Here is a 24395-nt window from a genome sequence, read left to right on the forward strand (position 1 = left end):
CGGACGCGGGTGGGCGGCTGTCGCCGCGGGCTTTCCAGATGCAGGGCAAGGCGGTCCCCCGGATCAGGCCAAGAGCCGGACGAACTGCTCGATGTCCTTGGACTCAGCCAGTTCCTCGGCCACTTCCATGACCTCGTCCAAGGCCATTTCCAGGTCCGGACACAGGGATTCGAGCCGGGAGGAGAAATACTCGCCGTCCTCGTCAACGGCATGGGCAGCGCAATCCGCCAGACAGACCACAGTGGCCTCATTGGAATGGCCAGGCGAAAGCTCGGGAGTGTGGTGCCAGTTGACCGGCTCCACCAGCGCGGGGGGGAGATCCCACGACTTGAGAACCAGGGCTCCGATCACGGCGTGGTCCAGTCCCCAGTATTCGTCCTCGGCCTCGACATCGGGCAGCCCCTCCTCCTCGGCCAGCTCGCGGATGGCGACCCAGTCTTCCGGGCGACGCAGGGCGATGATGAGCTTGCCGATGTCGTGCAGCAGACCGGCAGTGAACATATTGTCGGGCTTGCCCACCTCGGTGACACGGGATATCTCGCGGGCGATCATGGCCACATAGAACTGGTGCCGCCAGTACTCGGCCAGATCAAAATCATCGGGCATGGCGTATCCGGAGGTGAGACCGTTGACGCCCAGGGTGAGGACGATGTTGCGGATCTCGTGCATCCCGAGAACCGCGGCGGCGCGGGACACTGAGACCACCTCGGACTGAAGGCCGTAATAGGCGGAATTGGCAAGCCGGAGAATACGCGTGGTCAGCCCCTGGTCCCTGCCCAGGGTCTTGCCCACATCCTCAAGGGAAGCCATGGACGAGGCCCCGGTCTGCGCGAAGAGTTTGCCGAGCACCTCCGGCGAATAGGGCAGATCGTCCCGCATCTTCGGAATTTCCCGCAAGAAGGTCTGTATCTTGTCCTGGCTCATGAAGGCTCCATGCTCACCGCGTGTTTCTCCGCCAGCTCCGAGCGCTACCCCAGGCGGCCCGGCCCGTCAATCGATCTCCAGCTTGATGGGCGCGGCAGGCTTGGCAGGCTTGGCCCCCTGGCCCCCCGGCTCGTTGCCGCCGCTCCCGGCAGGGGCGTTGGCAGACGCCCCGTTCGCCGAGCCACTCCCGGCCGAAACCGGGGTCTCGCCCACAGACGACTCCCCGCCTGCCGCCTGTCCCCCGCCGCCCCGGCGCACACCTGCGCCGGGCGGGTCATCCCCATCGGGCACATGGCCCTCGCTCTTGAGAAATGCCCAGAACATGCGGCTTTCCTTGAGGTCGGGATTGACCTCAAGGCTCTTGCGCAGGTACTTCCGGCATCCCTCCACATCCCCTTTTTCATAGAAGCAGCGGGCGATGTTGTGAAACAGATGCTCATCGTCCTCCACCAGATTCTCGGCGCGCAGATAATATTGCAGGGCCTGCTCGTACATCTTGTTCTTGCGCATATTGATGCCGAAATCGTTGAACAGATGTTTGTGCTCCGCCTCGAACGCCGCCTCAAGGCTGACGATGCGCTCGAAAATGTCGTTGGCCTTCACCTGGTCGCCCCGGTCGAGATAGGTCAGTCCCAGGCCGAAATTCGCCCGCACGTTCTCCTCGTCAATGGCCGTTGCCCGCTTGAACTCGAATTCCGCGCTGTAGGCTGCGCCGCGCTCACGATGCTTCTCGCCGCGCACCACGGCTTCGTCCATTTCCTTAATGGCTGGGTAGACGGTGGAAAGATAAAATTCGGGTTCTGGATTGAACTTGGTCAGGAATTCGTCGCGGGAAAGATTGCGCTTGGGACCGGAGGGAACATAGTTGCGGTTGAGCGGCTGCACCACGACGGTGCCGTCCTCCTGCTCCTCGCTGCTCCAATAGGTCTTCTGGATGGTGCGCCGCTGAGTGGTGCCGGTGCCGACCCTGGAAACGGACTGGGTGGAGAAGACGCCCTTGATCTTCTCCGCTCCGTCTCTGACGATCTCCCGGCCGCTTCGTTCCGTGTCGCTTCGTTCAGTCATCCGCTCCCCCCGGGGATTAGGCTGATCGCATCTCCTCAAGCATGTTCCGGGCCGCGTCCGCCGGAGCGTCAGCCATGGTGACGGGCCTGCCAACCACCAGAAAGTCCGAACCAGATCGAACAGCCCGCCCCGGCGTGACAACCCGGCGCTGATCGTCCGCCGCTGCCTTCGCGGGTCGAATGCCCGGCGTCAGGCACAAAAAACCTCCCCCGCACCGCTCCTTGACCGCAGCAACCTCAAGGCCGGAACAGACCACTCCATTTACTCCATATTGCTTGGCTTTCACAGCAAGGTCAAGGGCCATCCGCGAAGGATCGCCCCCATTGCCCAGCGGCAGGTCGTCCGGCCCCATGCTGGTGAGCATGGTCACGGCCATGACCAGCGGCGGCAGAGCGCCCGGAGGCGCTCCCAAGGTGCATCCTTCCATGGCCGCGTGGGCCATGCGTTCGCCGCCCAGGGCGTGGATGGTGATCATGTCCACCCCAAGACGGGCGGCGGAGCGGGCCGCCCCGAGCACCGTATTGGGAATGTCGAAAAATTTCATGTCCAAAAAAACCTTGAACCCCAGCTCCTTGAGCGGGGCAATCACGGCCGGGCCATCGGCGGTGAAAAGTTCAAGCCCCACCTTGACCCACCCTGCCGTGCCGCGAAGCAACCGGGCCATGGCATGAGCCGCTGCGGCATCCGGATAGTCAAGGGCCACCACCAGTTCAGCCATCGCTCCCCCACTGGTCGAGAATGGAGCCGAGAATGTCAGGACGCAGCACAGGCTTGCAACGCCCGGCCAGATACACGGCCCGAAGCTCCTGATAGGCCGAGTCCAGGGAGCCGTTGACCACCCAGTATTCAAAGAAATCCGCCTGCCGGATTTCATCGGCAGCATTGTCCAGCCTGCGGGCCACGGAGGCCTCGGAGTCAGTACCCCGGCCCGTCAGCCGCCGGACCAGCTCCTCTCGCGAGGGCGGCAGCAGAAAGACACAGGTGCCGTCAGGAAATGTCCGGCGCAGTTGCTTCGCCCCCTGCACGTCGATGTCGAAGAGAACATCGCGGCCCTGATCGAGCATGGCCTGGACCGGCTTGGTGGCCGTCCCGTAGAAGTTGCCGTGGACCTCGGCCCACTCGCAGAACTCGCCCCGGCTGCGCATGGCAACAAAGGCCTCGCGAGAGACGAAATGGTACTCGCGACCATCCTGCTCGTGCCCTCTGGGTGGCCGGGTGGTGTAGGAGACCGAGAAACCTATCTCCGGGAACTCGTCCCGCAGCATGGCGATGAGAGTGCTCTTGCCCGTGCCGCTGGGGGCGCAGACCACAAGAACCTGTCCGAGGCGGCGGAAGGTATCGGACCTTGTCACCTAGTCTCCCTCCTCGGCGCTGAAGCGCTGCCCAACGGTCTCGGCCTGGATGGCAGAGAGAATGACATGGTTGGAGTCGGTGACGATGATGGCGCGGGTCTTGCGCCCCTGGGTGGCGTCGATGAGCCGTCCCTCCTGGCGTGCGTCCTCGCGCAGACGGCGCATGGGCGCACTGGTGGGGTTGACGATGGAAACCACGCGGTTAAGCACCACGAAGTTGCCGAATCCCACATTGAGCAATCCCTGTTTCTGCATACTCACCTACAATTTCTTGATGCTTCGGACTTCACGATACGGCTCCCAGGCTACTCGATGTTCTGCACCTGCTCCCGGCAGCGCTCCAGCTCGGCCTTGAAGTCCACCACAAGGCGGCTGACCTCCACATCCTGAGCCTTGTTGCCGCAGGTATTGATCTCGCGAAAGGTCTCCTGGATGAGAAAATCAAGCTTCTTTCCCACATCGCTCCCGCCCCGCAGGGTCTCGCCGAGGCGTTCGAGATGGGCCTCAAGCCGGGTCAGCTCCTCGGAGACATCCAGCTTGTCCGTCAGATAGGCCACCTCCTGAAGCATGCGCTCCTCGGAAAACTCGGCCCCCGCCGACTGGAGCATGTCGAGGATGCGCTGGCGCAGTCCGGCTTTCTTTTCTTCGAGAATGGCCGGCACGCGCAAGGCAACGGACCGGGCGATCCCGTTCAGGGTGTCGAGCCGGGCGAGCAGATCGGCCACCATGGCCCCACCCTCCACGCTACGCGAACGCATCCAGTCCTCCAAGGCTCCCTCCAGCCCGCGGGTCAGGCTCTGGGCCAGCCCCGGATCGGGCTCGTTGCCCGCATCGCGCCACAGGGAGGACATGGCCATGATCCGGTTGAAGTCCGGCTCAAAGACACGGCCCTGACTGGCGGCCAGTTTCTCCATCTCGCGCATCATGGCCCGGGCCATGACCTCGTTGAAAGCCACGCCCAGCACCCCGGCGTCCATGACTTCAAGGTTGAGTGAGACATCCACCCGACCACGCGAGGCGCGGGTGCGCACGATTTTTTCCCAGCCGTTCTCCAGGCCGCGCAAGGAGCCGGGCAGACGCCACTTGACATCGAGAAAACGGCCGTTGACGCTCTTGATTTCCCAAACGTGGGTCCAGGCGTCCTCTGTGGTCTCGAACCGGCCAAAACCTGTCATGCTGACGGGCATATGTATCATCCCCTTATGTGTTGAGCTTGGTTTTATACAACTGACGCAACTTTGTCAGCCGCGATTTCATTTCCGGCCCCGCGTAATCGGGAAAGGTCCAGGGAAAATCCGACCATCTCCCTCGCTGCCAGATCAGGGTAAGGTCTGCCCAGATGCCCTGGCCAAGGTAGATGCGGTGTGAAAAATTCTTGCCCGTGGCCAACACCAGCCGCTCCAGGGTGAGAAACCCGGGATCAAGGTTGAAACATCGTCTGGTCCCGGCAGCATGGGCGGCCTCAATGGCATTGGTGTCCAGCTTGATCCGCGCCAGCTCGTCAAGGGGGCGCAGGGCATCGAAGGCGAGCAGCCGTCGGCCGATGGGTGTGCCCAACTCCTCGTCATAATAGCCGGTCTGATCAAAGGGGAACAACTCCGAGACATGTCCGGCCGGGCCGAAACGCGTCTCAAGCTCGCCGAGCAAGCCGGGCCAGACCTCGTTCCAGCGGGCACTGAGCACGGACATGATCAGCAAGCCGGGCGGCGGAATCTTCGGGGTGCTCATGCCAAGCCCTCCTCCGCGGGGTTGCCTGCGTCGCTCCTGCGCTCTGCCAGCGGCTCGACAAGAACGACACCCCGCTCGATGCCCGTGGGCCTCGCCCGGACCAAAGAGCGCGGCCCGACGCCGTCGGCAAGCCGGGTCAACCGGCATCCGGCGTAAAATTCGCACACCCCGTTACCCTGCCCGTCCTGCACCAGCACATCGAGACTGGGAAGCCCTGCCAGCCGCTCCCGGAATGTCCGCTTGCGCCGGGCCACCAGGGTGCGCAGCCGTGCGGCCCGCTCCTTGCGCTCTGGCACGGGCACCTGCCCGGCCATGTCGGCGGCCCGTGTGCCCGGCCTCTCGGAATAGGGAAAGACATGGGCATAGGTCAGAGGCAGCTCCCGGCACAGGGCCAGGGTGTTGGCAAAGGCGCTCTCGCCCTCACCGGGAAATCCGGTGATCAGGTCAGCGCCAAGGCCCATGACCGGCCAGACACGGCCCAGTCGGGCGAGAAAATCCACTGCCCCGCAAGGATCATAGTGACCCCGGCCCATGGCCCGAAGCACGTCCCGGTCCCCGCTTTGCAGCGAGAGATGCAGTTGGGGGCAGACCATGGACGATGCAGCCAGAACATCAAGGGCCTTGCTGTCAAGCTGGCCCGGTTCCACGGACGAGATGCGCAGCCGCGCCCGACCGGCCCAGCGCGGGCCAAGCTCCCGGTCCAACCGGGCCAGAAGATCCCAGAAATCCATGCGGCCCGGCAGTTCCCGGCCGTAATGACGCAGGTTGATGCCGCTGACGACCAGTTCCCGAAACCCGGCGTCAAGCAGCCGCGAGGCTTCGTCAACCACATCGCGGGGCGGCCGACTGACAGAGGGACCACGGGTCAGGGGCACAATGCAGTAGGTGCAGTGGTGCGAACAGCCGTCCTGGACCTTGACCACGGCCCTGGCCCGGGAATAGCCTGAGATGGAAAACGGGGCATACCCCCCGCAGTGGCGGGCCGTGCCGGGCGCCGCGGACGGCGCATCCGACATTGGGCCGGGGCCGTCCAGGAGCGCGGCCTTGTCCGCCTGGGGCACCACCCGAACCACGCCGGGCAGCCCTGCCAACTCATCGGCCATGACCTGGGCCGCGCAGCCGGTGACGATGATTTCGGCCTCTGGGTTGGCACGGTTGAGGCGGCGCACGGTCTGGCGCAGATCGGCCACGGCATTGGCCGTGACCGCGCAGGAATTGACCAGGATAAGGTCCGCCTCCCCGGCCGAGTCCGTTTCCGCGGCCCACCCGTCCCCGGTCCATGCCTCGGCAATGGCTCGGGTCTCATACTGGTTTATCTTGCAACCCAGGGTGGCGGTGAACAATCGAATCATGTACTCTCGGCCTGTCGCTGCGGCGAACACTCATGTTTCGGAGAGAAATACGAACCCATGACATACACCAAACGGCTCCGTCCCCTTGCCCTGACCCTCCGGGCCTTCCTGCTCTCGACCCTGTTGCTGGCAGGATGCGCCCACCAGCCCAAACTGGCGGGCAATCTGTCCATGACCTTCAAGGATTACGAACAGGCCGTGGTGGAATACCAGAAGGCCCTCAAGGAGGAGCCAGACTCGGCCCGGCTGCTGACCGGCCTGGGCCGTGCGTACTACAACCTCGGCCAATACGACAAGGCCGAGGAGGCGTTTCGCCATGCCGCCGGGGTGGAAAGCTACCCGAGCGCCGACTTCTACGTCGGGCTCTGCCAGATCGCACGGGGCGATCGCACTGGCGGCTTCGAGACCCTGACGGCCTTCCGCTATCCCGGCAGAATCCATGTGACCAAATCGGTGCGCGACATGGCCGCTCGCCTGGCCGCCAACCCCGACCTGACCGACGAAGCCATCGCCAGAGCCATGTTCCGGGCCTGGGACGAAGGCGTGGACCGCGAGAGGGACTCCGGCTCGCGTTAAGCTCCGCCCGAGCGACTAAAGCATTTGCCACCGGGGGTCAATGCCATGACACTGACAAGCCTGCCCCTGCTCGCCGCCCTGATCCTGCTCGCTGGCTGCCTCGCCCATGGCACGGTGGGTGTGGGCGCGGCTTCGGGCATGGGCGTGGCCCTGAGCAGTTACGGCGACTTCCTGCACAGCGGACCGGACGCAGCCTACCGCAACAACCGTGATGGGCTGCAAGCCTTCCTCCGCGGCGACTACGCCACGGCACGCACCCGCTTCGACGCCACCCTTGAGCAGCATCCGGGCAACCCCGACGCCGTGTTCTACCTCGGACTGACCCTGATGTTCCTGGACGAGCGCGAACAGGGATTCGCGGTGCTGGCCACGTATCGCGAACCCTTCAAAACACGCGTCGCCCAGGAGGTGAGCTGGTGGACGGACTACTGCCGAAAACGGCCGGACATGTCCCCCGAGACAATCCGCCAAACCCTGGTCAGGGCCAGGGCCGAAGGACTCGCCACCGAGCGGCGGGAACGGTGGGAAAGGCGCCGGGGGCTCTGAGTTGGCTCACTCCCCGTCCCGCTCCAGGGAGCGTTCGATGACGCCGCCGCCGAGCACTGCCCCTTGCTGGTCGTACACCGCCGCCACCTGCCCCGGTGCCGGCCGCTCATGGGGCTCCCGAAAACGGATCACGAGATGGTCGCCACGGAAGGCGAACCGGGCCGGTCTCGGTCGCTGGCGGTAGCGCGTCTGAACCATGACCTCTTCGGGCCAGCCCGCCGGATCGGTCATGAGGTTGACCCGTCCGGCCACGCAACCGGACACCAGGAGCGACGTTTTCGGCCCCACGATCAGGGCGTTGTCGGCCAGACGCTTGTGGAGGACATAGAGCGGTTCGGTCCAGGCAATGCCAAGCCCCCGCCGCTGCCCCTGGGTGTGCCGCCAAAGCCCCCTGTGCCGACCGATGACCGAATCGTCTTCAAGGAGAATGGGGCCGCCACCGGGCATGGAACCGCGCCGGGCCAGAAACGCCTGATAGTCGTCGCCGGGCACGAAGCAAATCTCCTGGCTTTCGCCAGGAAGGGACGGGGTCAGGCCAAATCCGGCCAGCCGCGCAGGCACGTCCCGCTTAAACAGGGCACCAAGGGGGAAACAGGCACGGCGCAAGGCCCCCACCCCCACCAGCGAGAGGAAGTAACTCTGGTCCTTGGCCGGGTCCGCTCCCCGCGCCAGCAGGGGGCCATCCCTAGTCACAACCAGTTGGGCATAGTGGCCCGTGGCCAGACTCTCGGCGCCCAGGGCTCGGGCCGCGTCAAAGAGTGCGCCGAACTTCATGCGCGGGTTGCAGACCGCGCAGGGATTGGGGGTCAGGCCCCGTCGGTAGGCATCGGCAAAGGGAGCCACCACCTCGCGCTCGAACTGGGGGCGCAGATCGACCACATGAAAGGGCACGTCCAGGCGTGCACAGGCTGCGTTCAGTCCGGCCGCAGCGTCCTTCCCTCCGCCGCCCGGCAGAAAACGGCCGTGCAGGGCAAGCACATCGTGCCCGCGCTCCTTCATCAGGGCCAAGGCGAGCAGGCTGTCCATGCCCCCGCTCACGGCTACGGCTGTGGTCATCGTTTTTCCCGGGGTTGTCGTTTCGGCAGTGCGGCACGCCCGCTCCTGGGGGCATCCTAAGGAAGCCGGGAACGAATGCAAAGACTTTGTGGTATGACCGGGCCGAGTCATGCTACATCGACCCAGGGAATGTTACCACACAAGGAGTACGCCATGAAGTCGCTGTATTGTTTCCTGCTGGCCGCCCTGCTTACCCTGACAGCCGCGCCCCAGGCCCCGGCATGCACCACGATGATCATCACGCCCGGTGCAAGCGCCGACGGCTCCATGATGGTCGCCCACTCCGACGACGACGAACTGGGCGACCAGCGGCTGGTCTACGTGCCCGCCAGGGAGCAGACCGGCAGCCGCAAGGTATTCCACGAAGCATACGCCTTTCCGCGCCTTGTCACCAAGGATCGAGGCCCGGCCTACGCTACACCGGGGCATCCGCCCACCGAGCCGGTGGCGACGATCCCCTACGCCGAGATATGGAAGCTCCTGGGCCGGGAGCAAAAGGTCTCCTTCGCCTATTTCGACGGCAACTACGGGATAATGAACGAAAAGAACCTGATGATGGGCGAATGCACCAACGCGGCCAACTTCGAACCGCCGTCCAACGCCAAGGCGGGCGCGGGCAAGCCCCAACGGCTCTTCTACAGCTCGGAATTGTCGCGCATCGCCCTGGAGAACTGCGCCACGGCGAGGGAGGCCATCACCCTCATGGGCGCACTGGTGGACAAATACGGCGTCTACGACACGGGCGAGACCCTGCTGGTGGCCGACGAAAACGAGGGATGGGTCTTAGAGATGTGCGCCCTGCCCGATGCCGTCCACCACTCGGCCTGGGTGGCCAAGCGGGTGCCGGACGGCGAGTTCTTCGTGGCCGCCAACACCTTCCGCATCCGCGAGGTAATCAGGGACGACCCGGACAACTTCCGCTACTCCAAGCACCTCGTGCCCGGCCTGAAGAAGCTCAAGTGGTGGGACGAGAAGACGCAAGGGCCCATCGACTGGCTGCGAGCTGTCAGCCCCGGTGAGTACAACCACCCCTACTACTCGCTGCGCCGCGTCTGGCGGGCCATGGACCGGGTCAACCCGGATCTGGGCCTCTCCCCCTGGGTCAAGGACACCTACACCACGGACTATCCCTTCTCCATCAGGCCCAATGTCCCCATCGACGTGGCCAAGGTTTTCAGCCTCTACCGCGACCACTACGAGGGCACCCAGTTCGACCTGACCAAGGGCGTGGCCGCCGGACCATACGGCGATCCGCATCGCTTCGTCGGCCCCTATGACGGCAACCAGAACAACGTGGACACGGACAAGAAATTCTACGGCGCATGGGAGCGGCCCATCTCGGTCTTCTACCAGGGCTACACCTTTGTCTGCCAGACGCGGCCCAAGGCCCCGGAATATACCAAGGGCGTACTCTGGTTCGGCCCGGATGTGGCCTACACCACCTGCTTCACGCCGTTTTTCGCCAGGGCGGCCCAACTGCCGCGCCCCTACCAGACCGGATCGCCACAGGGGTTCGATCCCACCTCGGCCTGGTGGCATTTCGACCTGCTTGGCAACTGGGCGCGCCTCAACTTCCAGCGCATGACCCAGGTGGACATCCAGCCCGTGCAGCAGCGGCTCGAAACCAAGGCCATGGCGGGCGTGACGGCCATGGACGAGGCTGTCAGGGACAAGAGCGACGAGGAGGCCATCCGCCTGATCACCGAATTCGGCTTTGCCACGGCAACCCGGGTGCTTGACACCTGGCGCGACCTGACCTTCGCCCTCTTCGCCAAGTATTCCGACGGCTACCTCAACACCCCCGGCGGCCCGGTGCGCGACATCGGCTACTCCTCGGACTGGCTCGACCGGACCAACTACAAGGACGGCCCGATCAGCTACGACATGAAGTAGCCCGCACCGGATGCAGAGATCGGACGCAGAGCATGAAAAGAGCCGGTCGCCGAGTTTTCGGCGACCGGCTCTCCTTAACATTCACAGAATTCTTAACGCAGAACCTTTTTTTCTTTTCGGAAGGCATCATCAAGGAGACTTTCCTGAGTACCATACAATGAAAAAGCATTAATATTCATAAAGTCAAGTTCAATTAAAAAATCCTTTTTCAATGAGCTTGGGATTATTATCTTCTTGAGACTTGACCCATTAAAACCACTTAACGCATTATCTATTTCAGCAAAAAACAGCCCGTCATCATTTTTATTAAAAGCCCATAAATACTCAGCTTGCTGAACAAAATGACGTTTTTCCCCAGCAATATATGGCCCAACAGAGTTCACGTTTAGTCCTGGCAATGTCACTATTTTACTGTTTGAATCCAATGTGTATTCAAAAACAACACCGTCTGCCTCATCGTTATTTGAACAACAAAAAAAAGCTGCGATGAATGGCGACCGTGTCCAATCCAAAAGTGGAGATGGAAACCCATAGTGCCTGAGATAAACAAGATAATCCGGATTACTCAGACCCCTAGTGACAAAAGACTCTTCTTCATAGCCAGTTATGTCGAATTGCCAAGACTTGCCCGTAAATGTTTCTAAGTTTGGAATTATTCTGGCCAACATGTTGTAGTACTTGACTATTGGAACATTATAACAACCTCTTCGTTCAAGAGTTGTTTGCAGTTTCCATTGACTGTCGGCTTGACCTCTGAACAATAGAGACTTCCTCTTACTGGATTCTCCACCAACCATGCTGAACAAATCGAGAAAATCACGCCACGATTCAACTCTCTTTTCTTTCGTCATAAGTCTTCCATAAAGTAAAAGGCTGCCCCCTTCAACAGGAGCAGCCTTCTATCAGCAGCAAAAACCAAAGATCGTCTACAGCGCAGCCATGGGCATGGAGTCCAGATTCCGCTCCAGGCAGTCGGCCACCGAGAGCATGGCCGCCTCCTCGAAGGGGCGGCCCATGAGCTGGAGGCCCACCGGCATGCCGGAATCGGCACCAAGGCCCACGGGTAAGCTCATGCCGGGCAGACCCGCCAGGTTCAGGGAGATGGTGAAGATGTCCATGAGGTACATCTGGATGGGGTCGGCCTTGGCCCCGATTCGGAAGGCCGTGGTCGGACAGACCGGCCCGGCGATGAGATCGCACTGGGCAAGGGCCGCGTCGAAATCCTGGCGCAGCAGACGGCGGACCTTGGCGGCCTTGTTGTAGTAGGCGTCGTAGTAGCCGGACGAGAGGACATAGGTGCCCATGATGATGCGCCGCTGCACTTCGTCACCGAACCCTTCGGTGCGGCTGGCGGTGTACATGTCGATGAGTTCCTCTGCGCCCTGGCTGCGGTGGCCGAAGCGCACCCCGTCGAAGCGCGAGAGGTTGGACGAGGCCTCGGCCATGGCGATGATGTAATAGGTGGCAATGGCATAGTCCGTGAGCGAGAGGGAAAGGGGCACGGTCTTCGCGCCCAGGGCCTCGGCACGGGCCACGGCGGCGCGGCAGGCCGTCGCCACCTCGGGGTCGATGCCCTCGCCCCAGTATTCGCGGGGCAGACCGATGGTCACGCCGTCCAGGGACTCGCGGCCAAGCCCGGCAAGATAGTCGGGCACGGGCGCATTAACCGAGGTGGAGTCACGGGGATCGTGCCCGGCGATGGCCTGGAGCACCCGGGCCGCATCCTCCACCGAACGGGTCATGGGGCCGATCTGGTCCAGGGACGAGCCGTAGGCGATGAGTCCGTAACGCGATACGCGGCCATACGTGGGCTTGACCCCCACGATGCCGCAAAAGGAGGCGGGCAGCCGAATGGAACCGCCAGTGTCCGTGCCAAGGGCGGCAAAGCACTGGCCCGCGGCCACAGAAGCTCCCGAGCCGCCGGACGAACCGCCGGGTACGCGGTCCGCATCCCAGGGGTTGGCAGTGCGGAAATAGGCGGAGTTCTCGGTGGAGGAACCCATGGCGAACTCGTCCATGTTGGCCTTACCGATGAGAACGGCACCGGCCTCCCGCAGACGGGTCACGGCCGTGGCGTCGTAAAAGGGGGTGAAGTTGTCGAGAATTTTCGACCCGCAGGTGGTCCGCGTCCCGCGGGTGGTCAGCAAATCCTTGAGAACCACGGGAACGCCCCACAGGGGTTTTGCAGGGTCCGGCCCCCTGGCGTCCAGGGCCTCGGCCGCGCCCCTGGCCTCGTCGGCCATGACGGTGATCAGGGCGCGGACAGAGGGTTCGGTGGCCTCGATGCGTTCCAGGCAGGCGTCCACGGCCTGGACGGCGGTAATGTCACGATCCTTGAGCAACGCGGACACTTCGGTCAACGTCTTGGTGTGCAGTGCAGACATGATCAATCCTGAGTATGGGCGGAAATCAGACGATTCTGGGGACAATAAAGAATTGGCCGTCCTGCCTTGGCGCGTTGCCCAGCACCTCGTCGCGGCAGTGCTCCTTGCGCGGCTCGTCGTCGCGCAGCACCGTGGTGTGTTCCACCGGGCTGTACATGGGCTCCACGCTGGCCGTGTCAAGGGTGGCGAGCTTGTCCATGTGGCCCAGGATGTCGCCGAGCTGTCCGGCGAAGAGTTCGAGCTTTTCCTGCGGCAGATCCAGACGCGCCAGACGCGCCACCTTGGCCACCTCTTCGGGGCTTATCTTCATTGTCGATGCTCCTTGCATGAATATGAGCGTGGCGAAACAGACGGCTAACGGCCGCCTCCCTCAATGCGCTTTTCGTAGGCTTCAAGACGCCTCTCCCGACGCTCCCTGGCCTTGGCGATGGCGTCGGCAAGGGTTGCGGCGTTGACCAGCCGCTTGCCGTTGCGAGCCGGGCTGAAGAGATACATCTCCTGCATGGCCACGCCCTGCCCGTCCCAACTGATGGGGGCCATGCTGAAGTCCATGCTACTTGCCGAGGCAATGCGCTCGTTGACATCGGCAGGGTTCCACCCCGCGGGCAGGGTGCCGAGCTTTCCGGCGAAACGCACAAAATCGTAGCCAAGGGCCACCCATAGATCGGCCTGTCCAAGCCCCTCCCCGGTCAATGCTGCCTGGAGAGCGCGGCCGCCCTCGCTTCCTTCCCACCATGCACCGGGGCACACGGCCAGCCGGTAGTAGTGTTCGTCGATGTTCCTGGCGCTGTCCAAGGCGCGACTCCAGAGGCTCGTTCCCAGATAGAGGAGCTGGTCGCCCTCGTAGAAGAAGAAGTTGGGCAGCAGGGTCTGGGCCTGGCTCCAGCCGTCGGGCAAGAAAACCGCACCGAAATCAGGCGGATCAAGAGGCGCGTCCTTGTTGTCCTTGAAATCGGCGGGCACCTTGAGCAGCCGGGCCACGCGTCGGCTCCACTCCTTGAGCTCCCTGGGCGGGTAGGACTGCATGCCCCGGACCCGGGCGCCCAGGGGCGCAGCCTCGCGGTAGAAGGTCTCGGCCATGGTGCGGCCAAAGGCCTCCTCGGGATAGAAGATGGCAAGATCCTTGATGTTCAGCTGGTCAACGGAAAGCCTGACCAAACTGCGCACCTCGTCGTCGCGGCTGGAAAAGAACCGCCAGGCGTCGCGCCCCTCGGTCAGCTCGCCCAACGAGGAAAGGAAGGCGAAGACCGCACGGGTATCGAGAATCCGCCGCCCCTTCGCCCCTTCGGAAAGCAACCTGAAATTCTGCACCTGGAGCGGTCCGCCCACCACCGAATAATGGGCAGGCAGTGCGGCCAGCCGCGCCTCCCAGCCGGGGGTGTCGGTATTGATCACCCGCAGGTCCACATCCATGGCGTCCTGGGCCAGCCGCCATTGGGCCAGCCCGGCACCGCGCAGGATGCCCGCCCCCATTTTGCCGAAGGGACCGGACAGCGGCAGGGCCAGGACCACGCCCACACGCGGCAGACCGAAACGGGCCTCAAGGGCGGCCAGGGTCTGCTCAAGGGGGGCGCGTTCCACCAACTCGCCACGGGCGGCCAGGGTGCGCATGGTCCGCCAGATACCGGACCATGCCGCCTTGTCCGAGGCATCGCGCACGCCCCGCTCAAACCCGACGAGCACATAGGGGAAACGCCACTGGCCCTCGGCGGTTACAGCGCGGGAAAGCTCAATGACCCTGGTGTTGTCCAGTGATTGGAGGGTGGCACGGTATGCCGCCTCCATGGCGGCCCGGTCAGCAGTGGACGGCGCCTGAGCATAGAACTCCGCCAGGGTTTCAAGGGAGCGGTCGAAATCGCCCCGGTTGCGAAAATACTCGCCATACCACAGGGCCGCGTCGGCCCGCGTCTCCCAGGGAAGGTCACTGGTCGCGAGCAGCCAGCGCAGATGGTTGCGCAGCCGCTCGCCCCGATTCAGTGCGGCCATGGTATCGAGATACAGCCGCTCCCAGGAACGCAGCCGGACCACCGAGGCGTCCATGTTGGCCCACGTCTCCAGGGCGATGCGCGCCTGATGGTTATGCCCGCTGCGCAGGGCGGAGTCTGCCAGCCGCTCGTAGACCTTTGGCAAGGCGTCGGGCGTCAGGTCGGGCCGCTCCAGCAGGGCGGCGTAATACAGTTCTGCGGCCTCGTAGTTTCGGCGCTCCCATGCTGCGTCGGCCTCGACGATCAGGTTTGGCGTGGAGAGCAGGTCCGCGCTGGGCACGGTCAGCCTCGGGGCGCAGCTGGCCAGAAACAGTGCTGCCAGAGCGAGCATCGCAAAGGTCCGCAGGAAGGGGGGCGTGATGGTATGTATTTTCATGGTAGGCATGGTGCGTTGTGTCCCGGCTTGATGAACGGGCAAAGAAAAACCCGGCCCGCTTCATGCGGGCCGGGTAATGCTATACTTCGCTTGGCCTCTCAAGGCAAGTTGGATTACTTGACCTCGGTGTAGTCGGCGTCCACCACGTCGTCGTCGCCCTTGGCCGAGGCAGCACCCTCGGCCCCGGCCGCTCCGGCAGCACCGGCCGCACCTGCGGCTCCGGCCGCCCCGGCGGACTGCTGGGCATAGAGCTGCTCGGCCAGCTTGTGGGAGACCTGGGCCAGCTCGTCGGTCTTGGCCTTGATCTCGTCCACGTTGTCCGAGGCCAGCGCGGCCTTCAGGGCCTCGATCTTGGTCTCGATGTCCGCCTTGAGTCCGGCGTCCACCTTGTCGCCGAGGTCGCGCAGGGACTTCTCGGAGGTATAGACCAGGGTATCGGCGTGGTTGCGGGCCTCGATGAGGGCCTGCTTCTTCTTGTCATCGTCGGCGTGGGCCTCAGCGTCCTTGACCATCTGCTCGATCTCGTCGTCGGAAAGACCCGAGGACGCAGTGATCTGGATGGACTGCTCGCGGCCGGTGCCCATGTCCTTGGCGTTGACATGGACGATGCCGTTGGCGTCGATGTCGAAGGAAACCTCGATCTGCGGCACGCCGCGGGGCGCCGGGGGAATGCCCGAAAGCTCGAAATTGCCCAGCAGCTTGTTGTCGGCCGACATGGGCCGCTCGCCCTGGAAGACCCGGATGGACACCGAGGGCTGGTTGTCGGCCGCGGTGGTGAAGACCTGGGACTTCTTGGTCGGGATGGTGGTGTTGCGCTCAATGAGCCGGGTCATGACCCCGCCCATGGTCTCGATGCCAAGGGACAGCGGGGTCACGTCGAGCAGGAGCACGTCCTTGACATCGCCGGCCAGGATGCCGCCCTGGATGGCCGCGCCCATGGCCACGACCTCGTCGGGGTTGACCGAGCGGTTGGGCTCGCGGCCGAAGAAGCTTTTGACCTTCTCCTGGACCAGGGGCATGCGGGTCATGCCGCCCACAAGGATGACCTCGTCAATGTCCGAGGCCGAGAGCCCGGCGTCCTTGAGGGCCTTGCGGCACGGCTCCACCGTGCGCTCCACCAGGTCCTCCACCAGCTTTTCGAGCTTGCCCCGGCTGATCTTGACCATCATGTGCTTGGGGCCGTTCTGGTCGGCGGTGATAAACGGCAGGTTGACCTCGGACTCCATGGAGCTTGAAAGCTCATGCTTGGCCTTTTCGGCGGCCTCCTTGAGGCGCTGCAGGGCCATACGGTCCTTGGAGAGGTCGATGCCGTTCTCTTTCTTGAACTCGTCCACCAGATACTTGATGATGCGGTGGTCGAAATCTTCGCCGCCGAGGAAGGTGTCACCGTTGGTGGCGCGCACCTCGACCACGTTGTCGCCCACCTCGAGGATGGAGATGTCAAAGGTGCCGCCGCCCAGGTCGAAGACCGCGATCTTCTCGTTGGCCTTCTTGTCGAAGCCGTAGGCCAGGGAGGCCGCGGTGGGCTCGTTGATGATGCGCTTGACCTCAAGGCCCGCGATCTTGCCCGCGTCCTTGGTGGCCTGGCGCTGGGAGTCGTTGAAATAAGCGGGCACGGTGATGACCGCCTCGGTCACAGGCTCGCCCAGGTAGCTTTCGGCGTCCTTCTTGAGTTTTTGCAGGATCATGGCCGAGACCTCGGGCGGGCTGTACTTCTTGCCGCCGATCTCGACCCAGGCATCGCTGCCGTTGCCCGCCACGATCTGGTAGGGGCAGTGCTCCTGCCACTTCTGGACTTCCGGGGCATCAGACCTGCGGCCCATGAGCCGCTTGATGGCGAACACGGTCTTCTCGGGGTTGGTGACCGACTGGCGTTTGGCGATGTCGCCCACCAGCCGCTCCTTGTCCGTGAAGGCCACCACCGAAGGCGTGGTCCGTCCGCCCTCGGGGTTGCTGATGCATTTGGGGTCCTTGCCCTCCATCACGTAGACACAGGAGTTGGTGGTCCCCAGGTCGATCCCTATGATCTTGCCCATACGTATATCCTCCTAAAATATTGCGATGAAAAATCTATTGCAGGGGTTTCGTTCTGTTTTCAATAATCACGCGCCCGCGGATGTAAAGGGCAGACGCGCAACATTTCCCGCTAGCGTTTGGCGACCATGACCTTGGCAGGACGCAGCAGACGGCCCTTGAGGGTATAACCGCCCTGCACCACCTGGGCGATGCGGTTGTCGCCCAGCTCGCCGTCCTCCACCGTGCCCACGGCCTCGTGGACCTCGGGGTTGAACTCGCCGCCGCGCAGCGCTTCCACCTGGATCAGCCCGTGGCCCTTGACCGCGTCGAGGAAGAGCTTGCGGGTCATGTCCACACCGATGACGAAATTCTTGCATGCGCCGTCGAGGTTGCCGGTGTGGGCCAGGGCGAGGTCGAGGTTGTCGAGCACGGGCAGCAGGTCGGCCAGGATGGATTCGCCCGCGTATTTCTTGAGGTCCTCGGTTTCGCGCAGCAACCGTTTCTTGACGTTCTCGGTGTCTGCCAGGGCCCGCAGCCGAATCTCCTCGGCCGCCTTGTGCACATCGCACACCGGACAGACAGAAGCACGGCACAGGGCCTCAAGCTCCTCCTGACTCAGGGAGACCTCGGGTTCGTCCACGATTTCCTGTCCGGTTCCCGGATCAGCCTGCGGGCCTGTCCCGGATTCCGGCCCCCTGTCCGCCCCGCCAGCCGCGCCCTTGTCGCCGCCGAAGAGCTTGCCTGTCTCGTCGTACAGATCGCCGATCGGATTGTCGGATTTCCTGTGTTTCGCCATGTTCGTCAGATTCCTCGCGCTGGGATTGTCGTGAAAGGCCCCGCGCCACGGCGGGACATGCCCGGCAAATAAGCACGGACAGGGGGTTGTCAATGGAAAAGGGCAAGGCTTTTTCAATACTGGCAGGTTCGCAATCACAACCGGGCGCTTCTCTACACCCGAAACTCCCCACCCTCGTAGATCAGCTTCGGTTCGCCGGTCCGCAATCTCGCCGTGACCCGTTTGGGTTGGGTGTTGACCAGGTCCCAGTGCATGTCAGAGGAGTTGAAGCCGAGCGACGCGGCCAGTTCCGGGGTGAGCAGCTCGGGCGGGCCGGAGAAGCTTTCGAGGACCGAGCCGCCCAGGGCGAGGTGGCAGTTGCCGCTTGGGCCGCCGAAGTTCTCGTCGAGCAGGGTGTGGGCCATGAAGCGGTCCACGCGGGAGAAGCGCTTGTCCGTCAGCGAAAACTCGCCCACCCGGCGTGCGCCGGAATCCGAATACATCTGGTTTTGCAGGAAGATCTGGCCGCGCCCGGCCTCGACCCGGGCGGCCACGCCGTCGGTGAACTCCAGAGCCGCGCCCATCACCAGATGGCCGTAGCGCAGGGTGGGCTGGTCCGCGTAATAGGTGCCGGACACGCCTCGCGCATCGGGCGCGAAATAGATTTCGTAGCCCGGGATGTTGGCCCCGCCCACGCCCACGAAGCGGCGGTTCTCGCCCAGGGGCACGGTCAGGTCCACGTCCTCGGACTCCACATGCAGCCGGGCGATGCCCAGCCCGTCGAGCCATGCACAGATCTCGCCCACCTCGCGGTGCAGCCGCCGCCACTCGCGCACCGGGTCGGGCATGTTCAGCCAGCAGGCCCGCAGCACGGCATGGGCGTATTCCTCCAGGGTCATGCCCGATGCCTCGGCCAAAGCCTGGGTGGGGTAGAGGCAGGTGGTCCAACCCAATGTGCCCGCTAGTCTGCGCCGCTCCAGGATGCGCCGGTTGGGGCCGTCGGCCTTGCGGGCCTCGGCAATGGTGCGCGGGTCCACGGTCTGGAGGTGGGTCAGGTCTTCGGGGGCCAGGATGTTGATGGCCCCGGCGGCCCGGGAATAGAGCTCTGCCACGCCCGGCTGCTGGAAGACGAGCTGGCCGAAGCTGGAGTTGAGGTAGCGCTCCATCTCCATGTAGGGCGTGGGCATGGCCACGGGCACGGGCATGAGGTGGGCGTCCATGAGCCGGGAATACACGGCTTCGGCCAGGGCCAGCCCGGGGATGTCGTAGCGGATGAGGACCACGTCGCCATTCCTGAGCGGCGTGGTCCGGGTCTGGGCCAGGGCCCAGAGCATGACCTCGGCGTAATTCTCCAGATCAACGGAATCGAAAAGCGGCACGCGGTCTCCTGCATTGCGGGGGCTTGCGGGACAGCGCTAGCCGCCCCTGTCGCCACCACTCTGCCCCGCCACCGCGGTTTTGACAACAACCGGGTTCGGGCGTACCTCTCTGCCATGCCCGTCCTGCCCACGCCCGACTACCTGCCCCCGCTCCCCTTTCGCAGCGGCAATGTGGCCACCCTCTATCCGCCGCTCATGCGCCGCGTCCCGCCCGGCTCGCCCCGGAGCCAGCGCATCGAGACCCCGGACGGAGACTTTCTGGACGTGGATTTTCACCCGGCACGCACAGGGGCCACGCGGCGGCTGGCCATCATCAGCCACGGGCTGGAGGGCAACGCGCGGCGCAAGTATGTGCTGGGCATGGCGGTCATGGTCACGGACATGGGCCTGGACGCGGCCTGCTGGACCCAGCGCGGCTGCGGCCCTGAACCCAACCGGCTGCCCCGGCTCTACCACTCGGGCGAGACCGGCGACCTGCACACGGTCATCACCCACTGCCTGGGGACCGGACGCTACGACGAGGTGGTCCTCATCGGCTTCAGCATGGGCGGCAACCAGATCCTGAAATACCTGGGCGAGGCCCCGGAAAAAGTGCCGCCCCAGGTCAGGGGCGCGGCCGCCTTCTCGGTGCCGTGCGACCTGTCGTCGGCCGAGCGGATCATCAGCCGGGCCGCCCTGGGCATCTATCTGGAATACTTCATGCGCGGTCTGCGGGCCAAGGTGCGGACCAAGGCGGCGGCGTTCCCGGAAATCTACGACGCCGCCCTGCTCGAAGGCATCGACTCCCTGCGCAGCTTCGACGACCGCTACACCGCGCCCATCAACGGCTTTGCCGATGCCGAGGACTACTACGCCCGCTCAAGCTGCATCCGGGTTCTCGACGACGTGCGCGTGCCCGCCCTGCTGGTCAACGCCCGCAACGATCCCTTCCTGACCAGCCGCTGCCTGCCCGTGGCCCAGGCCCGGCGCAATCCGTCCCTGCTGCTGGAGATGCCCCGCTTCGGCGGCCACGTGGGCTTTGTGGCCCAGGGCCACGCCTACTGGTCGGAAGTGCGCACCCGCCGGTTTCTGGTCGAGCTGCTGGGACTGGGCTGAGGGCCGCCCGGCGCTTCTGCGGCGCGACTACTCCCGAGGCCGGTGCTCCAGCACCCGCCTGGGGATGGGCGGAATCTTGTCCGCGCAGATGGCCATGAGCTTGCGCCGTGCTTGCTCCCAGGTCTGCTCGGTAAAAAAGAAGGTCTGCGGGATGGCGCGGACATTGCCGTCATACATCGTGATGAGCAGGCCATCTGCGTGGATCGGCAGCCACCGGGAAGCATTCCTGCGCCGATACTCCTCGAAGGAAACAGCGGCCGCAAAGGTCAACTGAACCTGACAGCCGATGTCCCATCGCTGGTTTTCCGAATCAAGGGCATCCATGTCCGGAAAAAGCTCCACCAGGATCGACTCCACCCGGTCGCAGGCAAGGATGAACGGCGCAGGGTCGTCTGCCTGCGCCAGACCGGGAAATCCCGCAGCCAGGGCCAGGAGGAGAAGGAGCTTGGGCAGAGGGTTGTTATTTGATCTGCTCATACTCTATCCTGTATCCGACCACCGTGGTGGCTGCCCCCTTCTGCACTATATGGATTCGCCAAAACACATTTGAGCCAGTAAACATATTAAATGTAAAGATTATTTTCTTTTCCAAGGTGTGTCCACTCCTCACCCCGTCATTATTGGAAAACACTTGCACTCCCGACCCTAGAGCGCCAGTTATGTGATTGATGGTAACCTTGACATGTCCCAACCCATGGAACAGCCTTACCACACTTCCCTCATACCCTTGAATACTGCCGTCAATATAATACTTGCGTCGCTCCTGTCCATGCTTCCGAATCTCGCACTTGCAGTTGGGGGGCGGCCTTTCCGGCTCCTCCTCGAACTGAATGCCTGCCATGGCCTTGCACTTGTCGCACGCCTTGTCCTTTGGGTGCACGGTCCAGAACGTGCCCGTTTCCGCCTTCTTGGGTCGGGTCCGGTATGGCGGGTCGCCGGGGACAGGCCCGGACTTCTTTTGCTCCATACTGGCGGAAACGCCGACCATGTGCTTAGGCATACCGTTCACGAGTTGATCGTCACCAATGTGTTGCATCCATTGCTCTTCCATCATGCACTCCTTTGCAGAGGACTAGATTTGCGCATCCATGGTGGATGCGAAACCCCCTGGTGTGCAAAAACATTAGCATGGACTTTTCGCCATCCGTTGATACCGGATGATAACGGGCACAGTCGGGCAAAAAAAGCGCCTGATGTATAGAAGAAAATCTCTTGACAGGATTTCGGCCGCCGTTGTCCCCTAAAAGGGTAACGTGGCCGCGCCTCCGCCTATTCCGGCCGCCGACCGAAAAAACGGAGCATGACCCAGAGGATGGTCAGGGGGGCCAGGGCACCGATGACCGCGAGCTGGCCGACAAAGGCGGGCTTGGAGGGCCAGTCGAGCCCGATGAGGCCCATGGACCCGGCTCCGACGAAGAAGATGGTGAAGGTCAGGATGGACGAGGCCGCGCCGATGTCGGTTTTGACCTGCTCAAGGCACATGTTGTTGCTGATGGGCCGGGACACGCCGATGGAAAAGGTGATGCAGAACATGAGCGCGGCCATGATGACGGGCGTGGGCGCATCGAACACGGCCAGAGCCGCCCCGGCGGCCAGCACCCCAAAGAGCGAGAGGAACAGAACGCGCACCGAACTGACGGACACGGTCAGCCGGGTGCAGGCAAAGGAACCGAGCATGATGCCAAGGGCGTTGATGCCGAAATAGTAGCCGAAAACCTGCTCGGACACGCCAAAACCAGTGATGTAAATGTCGGGAGAACCGCCGATGAAGGCGAAATGGGGCAGAACCATGACCGAAAAGGCCAGGGTCAGGGCCATGAACCGGCCGTTGCCGAGAATCTTGCGGTAGCGGCCCATGACGGCCAGGAAACCGCCGCTGGTGAATTCCGTCAGCGGCTCCTTGAGGCGCACCGCGCCATAGAGCACCACCAGGGCCAGCACCCCCTGGCAGGCAAATATCCACCGCCAGGATGCCACCTGGAGCATCAGTCCGCCCAGAAAGGGCGCCAGCATGGGGCACACGGCCAGGATGACCCCGATATAGCCCAGGATCTTCTGACGCCTGTGTCCCTCGTACAGATCCTTGGCCAGGGCCAGGGACAGTGCCGAGGCGGCCGCGGCCCCGGCGGCCTGGACCACCCTGGCCACCACGAGCATGACGATGGAGTCGGCCACGGCGCACAGGCCGCAGCCCACGATGAAGAGCGTGATGCCGCCAAGGAGCACGGGCCGGCGGCCGAAGCGGTCCGAAAGCGGCCCATGCACCAGCAAAAACACGCTGAAGGCCATAAAGAAGACCACCAGCGACATGTTGGCCTCCACCACCGAGATGCCCCACAGGGCCTGCAGCGTAGGCAGGGCGGGCAGATACATGTCGGTGGACAGGGCAGGAAAGGCGGCGAGCATGGAAAGCAGAAGCAGATTCGGCATCAGTGGCATCCTTGAAAATGAAAGCACCCTGCCGGTGTGACAGGGTGCCTTGGTGATACGCCTCTATCCCGCGAAACGCTAGCCGAAAGTCAGCTCCCCGCCGGATTCGTCCACGGTGACGGAGGCGCCTGTGTGCGTGAGCAAACCTTCTCCGACCCCCAAAAACGCGGCATACACACTATCAATGCTCTTACCCTGCACCGACCTGAAAGGCTTGTACCCCGACTCGCCCTTGACCAACAGGGATTCCGTGGCCAGACGGTCCAAATCCCTGCGTACCGTGTGCACACTCAATTGATCATAGACCACATTAAACGGAAACTCTTCCTTCATTGATCGGACGGTCATAACACCACCAGTCTTCTGCATCGCCAGGGCGACATTGAGTTGCCTCTTGTTGATTCTCCGCTTCTTAAAAAGAGATTCCGTCTTTTCCTTGAAGACAACACGTTCATAATCGCTGACAACCATCTTGAGAACTTCCGCAATACTCGCGCCAAAGCAGGCTAAGAATACATCAAGAAACGCATTGACTATTTTATCTCCGTCTTTCTGGCATATTCTGTAGGCTTCGTAGTACCGCTTATGAAATTGATTGTAATACCTGGATATCATCATGGGAGCATAACGAATCCCGGATTTATGCAACAGGTACGCCTCAAGAAGGCGTGCCGTTCTCCCGTTTCCATCCCAAAAAGGATGAATCAGAGCCAGATGGTAATGGGCGAGGGCAGCTCGCACGATGGGGTCTACTGCAAGCAGTTCACTGGAGTTGATCCACTGGACGAGCCGCCCCATGAGTGTTTCAATATCCTCTTTCAATTTCGGCGGCTTGTAGATTCCGCCGGTTTCCCTGCTTCCGACCTTGATATCATGCACACTCGGAAATTGCCGCAACTCTCTATACTTCCCAGGCACATTGTACTTGTGCGCGATTCCTTCAGTCAAAATTCGATGAAATTCCTTGATCATTGCCTCGGAAATCAACGATCCATCGGGATTATCTAACTGCATCGCATCAAGGGCGGCATATGCCCGTCTGGCGTTGAGCAACTCCTGCTCTGCCTGACTTCGCTCCGGACTATCCTCTGGGCGGGCCAACACGGATTGTGCCTCGGCCTCACTCAGGGGGTTGCCCTCAATGACAACCGTCCCCCAAAGCCCACGCCGTTCAAGCTTCTGGATTTCGACAAGTACAGCGTCTCCAGCAGGAAGCATGCAGAGATTTTCATGTATAGACTTAATGCTGTCCATGACTTGCGCAATAGCATCGTCGTCATATCTGCGGCTGAAATGGAACCGATCCCCCCTGGTCAAGGTAACCACTTCGACGCGGCTGTCACCATCAAACTTGCTAGCCATTTTGCAACCCATAACTAACTAAATTTAAAGTATAAAACCATAATTCATTTTATCTTTTGCAACGACACTTTGTTTCTCTATGCCAAAAAAAGGCGGAATAG

24 protein-coding genes are annotated in these 24395 nt (G+C 62.8%); 4 read left to right on the plus strand and 20 right to left on the minus strand.

The window, feature by feature from the left end:
* Positions 1-63: 63 nt before the first annotated feature.
* From GKC30_RS01150 to GKC30_RS01185, 8 genes are all read right to left on the minus strand, one after another.
* Positions 64-924, minus strand: coding sequence for an HDOD domain-containing protein (locus GKC30_RS01150; RefSeq protein ID WP_155931681.1), 861 nt, complete (start codon positions 922-924; stop codon positions 64-66).
* A gap of 66 nt (positions 925-990) precedes the next feature.
* Entirely contained in the window at positions 991-1989 is a 999-nt protein-coding gene (locus GKC30_RS01155) for a tetratricopeptide repeat protein (RefSeq protein ID WP_155931683.1), read from the minus strand.
* A gap of 16 nt (positions 1990-2005) precedes the next feature.
* Positions 2006-2707 (minus strand): orotidine-5'-phosphate decarboxylase, encoded by a 702-nt coding sequence (gene pyrF / locus GKC30_RS01160; RefSeq protein ID WP_155931685.1) that lies wholly within the window; start codon positions 2705-2707, stop codon positions 2006-2008.
* A complete protein-coding gene (gmk, locus tag GKC30_RS01165; protein WP_367613911.1) occupies positions 2700-3341 on the minus strand; it encodes a guanylate kinase in 642 nt (213 codons plus the stop codon). Before gmk ends, pyrF begins: the two co-directional genes overlap by 8 nt.
* Positions 3342-3596 (minus strand): DUF370 domain-containing protein, encoded by a 255-nt coding sequence (locus GKC30_RS01170; protein ID WP_155932352.1) that lies wholly within the window; start codon positions 3594-3596, stop codon positions 3342-3344.
* A 50-nt stretch (positions 3597-3646) separates the two neighbouring features.
* Positions 3647-4528: a YicC/YloC family endoribonuclease gene (locus GKC30_RS01175; RefSeq protein ID WP_155931687.1), complete on the minus strand. Its 882-nt coding sequence runs from the start codon at positions 4526-4528 to the stop codon at positions 3647-3649.
* A 13-nt stretch (positions 4529-4541) separates the two neighbouring features.
* Positions 4542-5069 carry a DUF4416 family protein gene (locus GKC30_RS01180; protein ID WP_155931689.1) on the minus strand — a complete coding sequence of 176 codons (528 nt, stop codon included), beginning with the start codon at positions 5067-5069 and terminating at the stop codon, positions 4542-4544.
* Positions 5066-6421 (minus strand): MiaB/RimO family radical SAM methylthiotransferase, encoded by a 1356-nt coding sequence (locus GKC30_RS01185; protein WP_155931691.1) that lies wholly within the window; start codon positions 6419-6421, stop codon positions 5066-5068. The genes GKC30_RS01180 and GKC30_RS01185 overlap by 4 nt, the downstream gene beginning before the upstream one ends.
* Positions 6422-6478: 57 nt before the next feature.
* Here GKC30_RS01185 and GKC30_RS01190 point away from each other — a divergent pair, with 57 nt between their 5' ends.
* Positions 6479-6997, plus strand: a complete 519-nt coding sequence (locus tag GKC30_RS01190) for a tetratricopeptide repeat protein (RefSeq protein WP_155931693.1) — start codon at positions 6479-6481, stop codon at positions 6995-6997.
* A gap of 45 nt (positions 6998-7042) precedes the next feature.
* Positions 7043-7543, plus strand: coding sequence for a tetratricopeptide repeat protein (locus GKC30_RS01195; protein ID WP_155931695.1), 501 nt, complete (start codon positions 7043-7045; stop codon positions 7541-7543).
* A gap of 6 nt (positions 7544-7549) precedes the next feature.
* Here the strand turns inward: GKC30_RS01195 and mnmA are convergent, their stop codons facing one another.
* The gene (mnmA, locus tag GKC30_RS01200; RefSeq protein ID WP_155931697.1) at positions 7550-8599 is read right to left on the minus strand and encodes a tRNA 2-thiouridine(34) synthase MnmA; all 1050 of its coding nucleotides are present in this window, start codon (positions 8597-8599) and stop codon (positions 7550-7552) included.
* 153 nt (positions 8600-8752) lie between these two features.
* On the opposite strand from mnmA, the gene GKC30_RS01205 reads away from it, so the two are divergent.
* Positions 8753-10492 carry a dipeptidase gene (locus tag GKC30_RS01205; RefSeq protein ID WP_155931699.1) on the plus strand — a complete coding sequence of 580 codons (1740 nt, stop codon included), beginning with the start codon at positions 8753-8755 and terminating at the stop codon, positions 10490-10492.
* 92 nt (positions 10493-10584) lie between these two features.
* Here GKC30_RS01205 and GKC30_RS01210 read toward each other — a convergent pair whose 3' ends face one another.
* From GKC30_RS01210 to GKC30_RS01240, 7 genes are all read right to left on the minus strand, one after another.
* Positions 10585-11343, minus strand: coding sequence for an FRG domain-containing protein (locus GKC30_RS01210; protein ID WP_155931701.1), 759 nt, complete (start codon positions 11341-11343; stop codon positions 10585-10587).
* A 75-nt stretch (positions 11344-11418) separates the two neighbouring features.
* Positions 11419-12876 carry an Asp-tRNA(Asn)/Glu-tRNA(Gln) amidotransferase subunit GatA gene (gene gatA / locus GKC30_RS01215; RefSeq protein WP_155931703.1) on the minus strand — a complete coding sequence of 486 codons (1458 nt, stop codon included), beginning with the start codon at positions 12874-12876 and terminating at the stop codon, positions 11419-11421.
* A gap of 25 nt (positions 12877-12901) precedes the next feature.
* Positions 12902-13186, minus strand: coding sequence for an Asp-tRNA(Asn)/Glu-tRNA(Gln) amidotransferase subunit GatC (gatC, locus tag GKC30_RS01220; RefSeq protein WP_155931705.1), 285 nt, complete (start codon positions 13184-13186; stop codon positions 12902-12904).
* 44 nt (positions 13187-13230) lie between these two features.
* A complete protein-coding gene (locus GKC30_RS01225; protein ID WP_231116985.1) occupies positions 13231-15237 on the minus strand; it encodes a type 1 periplasmic-binding domain-containing protein in 2007 nt (668 codons plus the stop codon).
* Positions 15238-15350: 113 nt separating this feature from the next.
* Positions 15351-17273: a molecular chaperone DnaK gene (gene dnaK, locus GKC30_RS01230; protein WP_155931709.1), complete on the minus strand. Its 1923-nt coding sequence runs from the start codon at positions 17271-17273 to the stop codon at positions 15351-15353.
* A gap of 110 nt (positions 17274-17383) precedes the next feature.
* On the minus strand, positions 17384-18049 hold the full coding sequence (locus tag GKC30_RS01235) for a nucleotide exchange factor GrpE (protein WP_196772773.1): 666 nt from the start codon (positions 18047-18049) through the stop codon (positions 17384-17386).
* A gap of 152 nt (positions 18050-18201) precedes the next feature.
* Complete coding sequence (locus GKC30_RS01240; RefSeq protein ID WP_367613912.1) at positions 18202-19407, minus strand: aminopeptidase; 1206 nt, start codon at positions 19405-19407, stop codon at positions 18202-18204.
* Between the two features lie 114 nt (positions 19408-19521).
* On the opposite strand from GKC30_RS01240, the gene GKC30_RS01245 reads away from it, so the two are divergent.
* Positions 19522-20502 (plus strand): YheT family hydrolase, encoded by a 981-nt coding sequence (locus tag GKC30_RS01245; RefSeq protein WP_155931711.1) that lies wholly within the window; start codon positions 19522-19524, stop codon positions 20500-20502.
* Between the two features lie 27 nt (positions 20503-20529).
* Here the strand turns inward: GKC30_RS01245 and GKC30_RS01250 are convergent, their stop codons facing one another.
* From GKC30_RS01250 to GKC30_RS01265, 4 genes are all read right to left on the minus strand, one after another.
* Positions 20530-20979 carry a hypothetical protein gene (locus tag GKC30_RS01250; RefSeq protein ID WP_155931713.1) on the minus strand — a complete coding sequence of 150 codons (450 nt, stop codon included), beginning with the start codon at positions 20977-20979 and terminating at the stop codon, positions 20530-20532.
* Positions 20963-21556 carry a hypothetical protein gene (locus GKC30_RS01255; RefSeq protein ID WP_231116986.1) on the minus strand — a complete coding sequence of 198 codons (594 nt, stop codon included), beginning with the start codon at positions 21554-21556 and terminating at the stop codon, positions 20963-20965. The genes GKC30_RS01250 and GKC30_RS01255 overlap by 17 nt, the downstream gene beginning before the upstream one ends.
* Positions 21557-21771: 215 nt before the next feature.
* The gene (locus GKC30_RS01260) at positions 21772-22932 is read right to left on the minus strand and encodes a Bcr/CflA family efflux MFS transporter (protein ID WP_155931715.1); all 1161 of its coding nucleotides are present in this window, start codon (positions 22930-22932) and stop codon (positions 21772-21774) included.
* Positions 22933-23010: 78 nt separating this feature from the next.
* Positions 23011-24294, minus strand: a complete 1284-nt coding sequence (locus tag GKC30_RS01265) for a Fic family protein (protein WP_196772774.1) — start codon at positions 24292-24294, stop codon at positions 23011-23013.
* Between the last annotated feature and the right edge of the window lie 101 nt (positions 24295-24395).

It is taken from the genome of Pseudodesulfovibrio alkaliphilus (assembly GCF_009729555.1).
GTDB lineage: Bacteria > Desulfobacterota > Desulfovibrionia > Desulfovibrionales > Desulfovibrionaceae > Pseudodesulfovibrio > Pseudodesulfovibrio alkaliphilus.